Raw genomic sequence first — 3,414 nt, 5'->3', positions numbered from 1 at the left:
TTTCGAACGGATCACATTCGCAAGACGGCGGTACATTGGTTATAAATGAACCGTCGTGCGCGCGCTTGCCCAACTCCTGCTGGGTTTCACTTGATGCAAGAACGTGAAATTCCAAGTGAGCATCGGCAATCTTCCGCAAACGACCGCGCTGAGTCCTTAGTCAACGGGGGTTGGTCGCTCAACGATGTGAGTGATTTCCGATTACTCACCAAAGATTTCGCGATATCTCTCGAAAGCATCGACGATCGCCGGTTGCTGCTTCAGGAACGCGATCGTGAGTGTTTGAATGCTGGAACCACATCTTTGCCAATTATTTATAAAAACCAATGAATATAATAGTTCTCCACGACAACATCAGATTAGTAATGGCCGTCATCCTGTCGTCGTATGTTGCGATCGCGCTCGGCGTTCTCCTACTTGTAGGGGGCTACATTTCTCACAGACGGGACAGTGAGTATAGCCAATATCTGCTCGCCGCCGGTGGAATCCTCGTTGCGATAGGTATTCTGGGTCTTCTCTGGTTCATGATGGCATTCAGCTGATGATCAGGGTTCTACCGTTCCACCGATACAGGCGAACGTCGCTCCTCGGAATGATGTAATAGTATGAATATGACCCGTTCTCGACGTGAATTCTTGGGACGAGTGTCCATTACAGCGGCTGCTGCCAGCGGGATATCCGTCGCCGGATGTCTCGGAATCATCGGCAGTGATCACGCGCGATACTTCAGCGTCTCGGCGATATCGGTGGACCACTTCGACTACGATGCGACGAAGACTGCCGCCGAGACTGCCGGATATACGATTGATGGACCGTACTACGGCACCCTGAAGGAGACATCAGTCGGATTCCATCCCGACGGAATCGACGACCTCGATGAACGGTTTGGACCCGATTACCGAGTTGACCACGTTGTGTTCCACTACTCGCTGACCACACGTGTCTCTGCGGGCTTTCGCGAAGACTCGGACACCGAACTCTACCTCCGGGATGAGCGCGCCTGGGCAAGCCCGGATCCATTTCTTCCGGAGTACCTCCCCGAAGAGGATTGGCTAATCGAGCGGCTGACGCTCCTCTTTGACATGGGTTCTGAACGTGCACGGGAGTATATCGCCCAACTCATGGACGCTATCACTGCCGAACAAACGGACCTCCCGAGCATCGATATCTCTGAGCCAGTGACCTTCGCCGCTGTCTACCAGTACGTCGTTCAGGAAAGTACCGCAGTCAAAAGAACGCACTCGCACGGAGAAGGATGGCACATCGTTACCTACGCCCGTGACGGGACTCCATTCGCTGAGATCGGATATCGACTCCAGAGCACGAAGGTGACACACAAATCCGGGACCGGAACCTATATCGTCCAGTTTGACCCGCTCGGTGCTATTGGCCTCGAAATCACGCTTCCGGCTGGCGAGTCAATTCCGGAGGACGAGCGACGGTCAGTGTTTCGTGAGATGTTCAGTTCACTCGGACTTCCGCCAGAACTCGTTGACGATGTCGAGTTCGACTACGTGGGGAGTATGTGGTAGCCAATAGCCGGATCGGTTGTTGCCGTCAGTCTCGGGGGATTCACGGAGGCCGACTCGGCCTTCGAGAATCGGCCTACCGAGATCGAGAGCGACGGAGAGAGCCTTGACACGGACCTGATCGACGAGTGAGCATGGCGAGCGCCCGTCTACACACTCGGACCGGATTACTCGTCGCTCGTCTGAGGAAGGCGACTACTGGAAACTGAATGGTGCCGGGTGAGAGACCCGAACCAAACCCTGGGAATGGGGCGTACGCTTTTGTCAAGTGACGTGAAAAGACAGGCATGCCCGAAGCATGGATCGACATACGGTGTCCCGAGTGCGAGGAACACTGGGAGGCGGATCCGGTCACCCTCCCCGCTCCCGACGAGGAGTTTCAATGTCCACAGTGCGATGCTCGACGTTCGGTTTCGGAGTTCATGCGAGCAAAACGCGATCTCGAGGTTCTCAAGGAGTTCCACTCCGAGTGACGCCGGCGTCTCTCTCCGGTGATTTCGTTCCGGCCCGCGTTCGGTGGGCGAGAGGCCGACACGATGGCACCCGTTCGTCCCGGCTGACTCGAGGAGCATCGCCCCGGACCGCTATCTCGCTGGGGTCCAAAAGCCCGCGACGAGAGATGGATAACTCCCCGCCGTAGTCGGACCCATGACACGTAACGTCGAAGAGCGCCGTATTCCGCCCGGAGATGATGCCCATCTGGCGCAGGCCTGGGAGCTCAAAGAGCGGATTCGTCGTTCGGACGGGGTGCTCAAGCAGGCTCGCGCCTACTTCGGGACGGAGTACCGCCAACGGACCGTCTACCTACTCCTGTTCCCAAACGATCAGGAGGAGGTGGTCGCGTTCGCCGTGATACACGAGGACGGGTACCTCTCTTTGTTCGGAGTCGCTCCCGAACACCGACGTCAGGGACTGGGAACCCGACTCATCGAAGCGCTCGTCGACGACTACGACACAATTACCCTTCACACGCGGGCGAGCAACCGGGGCGCCATCGAGTTCTACAAGCACGCCGGGTTCACCGTCCAACGGCGCATCCAAAACTACTATCCGGACGGAACCGACGCGCTCTTGTTTCGGTTGGAACGCGCCACGCCGAACTGACCGGTCTCCCTCGAACGGCGCTCCACTGACGGTCTCCGTCGGGAGTATCGAATCTCCTGTTGTCGTGGATTCCGTCAGCGACCACTCCTGAGCGTCTGGTCGGAAGACGTCAATTCACGACCGCCAGGCGGTAGCAGCTGCGTCGATCACCTCTAATGCGTCCTGACTTCCATCCGCGTTCCCTTTCTCAAAATCCTCCTCAGTCCGTCCCATCTGGTTAGTTACATGTGCGAAACAAACGACTGGCTGCTCTCGAACGTCCGCGAACGTATACAGCGCAGCGGCCTCCATTTCGACGGCGAGGATGTCGTCCGAGCGAGCGTGTTCAATCGCAGTCTCCGTTTCCCGAAATGGCGCATCCGTCGTCCACGTTGTCCCCGTGTAAACAGGTCGAGACACGGTTTTACACGCCTCTTCGACCGAAGCGCCGAGATCGGCGTCGAGAGTCGCGTATCGGCTTGTCGAACGGTAGTGATGACTCGTCCCTTCATCACGGAGAGCACGGTCAACGAGAACGAAATAGGGTGGATCGTCCTTCTGGACGATCTGTCCCGAGGAAGTGACACTGATGAGGAAGTGACAGCCGGCGGCAAACAGTTGCTCTGCAAGGAGAACCGCGAACGATGCTCCAACCGCACAGCCCACGATACCGAACTCCTCGCCATCCCGCTCGAACCGATAGAGGTCGGTGTGATATCCGGGCCAAGTTGCATCTTTACGCGCAGCTCCAGTGGCAGTCAGCTGACGAACGATGTCTCCATCAGGGTCGAGAATACAAATA

At 57.0% G+C, this 3,414-nt stretch carries 6 protein-coding genes; 5 read left to right on the top strand and 1 reads right to left on the bottom strand.

Going from position 1 to position 3,414, the window contains the following annotated elements; all coding sequences use genetic code 11:
* Positions 1 to 93: 93 nt before the first annotated feature.
* From ACERIT_RS16050 to ACERIT_RS16030, 5 genes are all read left to right on the top strand, one after another.
* Positions 94 to 330, top strand: coding sequence for a hypothetical protein (locus tag ACERIT_RS16050; protein WP_373675862.1), 237 nt, complete (start codon positions 94 to 96; stop codon positions 328 to 330).
* Between the two features lie 35 nt (positions 331 to 365).
* Positions 366 to 542, top strand: a complete 177-nt coding sequence (locus ACERIT_RS16045; RefSeq protein WP_373675861.1) for a hypothetical protein — start codon at positions 366 to 368, stop codon at positions 540 to 542.
* A gap of 102 nt (positions 543 to 644) precedes the next feature.
* Positions 645 to 1,532, top strand: a complete 888-nt coding sequence (locus ACERIT_RS16040; protein ID WP_373675860.1) for a hypothetical protein — start codon at positions 645 to 647, stop codon at positions 1,530 to 1,532.
* 284 nt (positions 1,533 to 1,816) lie between these two features.
* Positions 1,817 to 2,002, top strand: coding sequence for a hypothetical protein (locus ACERIT_RS16035; RefSeq protein WP_373675859.1), 186 nt, complete (start codon positions 1,817 to 1,819; stop codon positions 2,000 to 2,002).
* 175 nt (positions 2,003 to 2,177) lie between these two features.
* Complete coding sequence (locus ACERIT_RS16030; protein ID WP_373675858.1) at positions 2,178 to 2,633, top strand: GNAT family N-acetyltransferase; 456 nt, start codon at positions 2,178 to 2,180, stop codon at positions 2,631 to 2,633.
* 114 nt (positions 2,634 to 2,747) lie between these two features.
* Here ACERIT_RS16030 and ACERIT_RS16025 read toward each other — a convergent pair.
* The coding region (locus ACERIT_RS16025) for a nucleoside phosphorylase (RefSeq protein WP_373675857.1) at positions 2,748 to 3,414 on the bottom strand (667 nt) is incomplete at its 5' end.

The organism is Halopenitus sp. H-Gu1 (assembly GCF_041821145.1).
Classification (GTDB): domain Archaea; phylum Halobacteriota; class Halobacteria; order Halobacteriales; family Haloferacaceae; genus Halopenitus.
The sequence above is the reverse complement of the archived record's forward strand: the minus strand, read 5'-3'. Positions and strand labels throughout refer to the sequence as shown.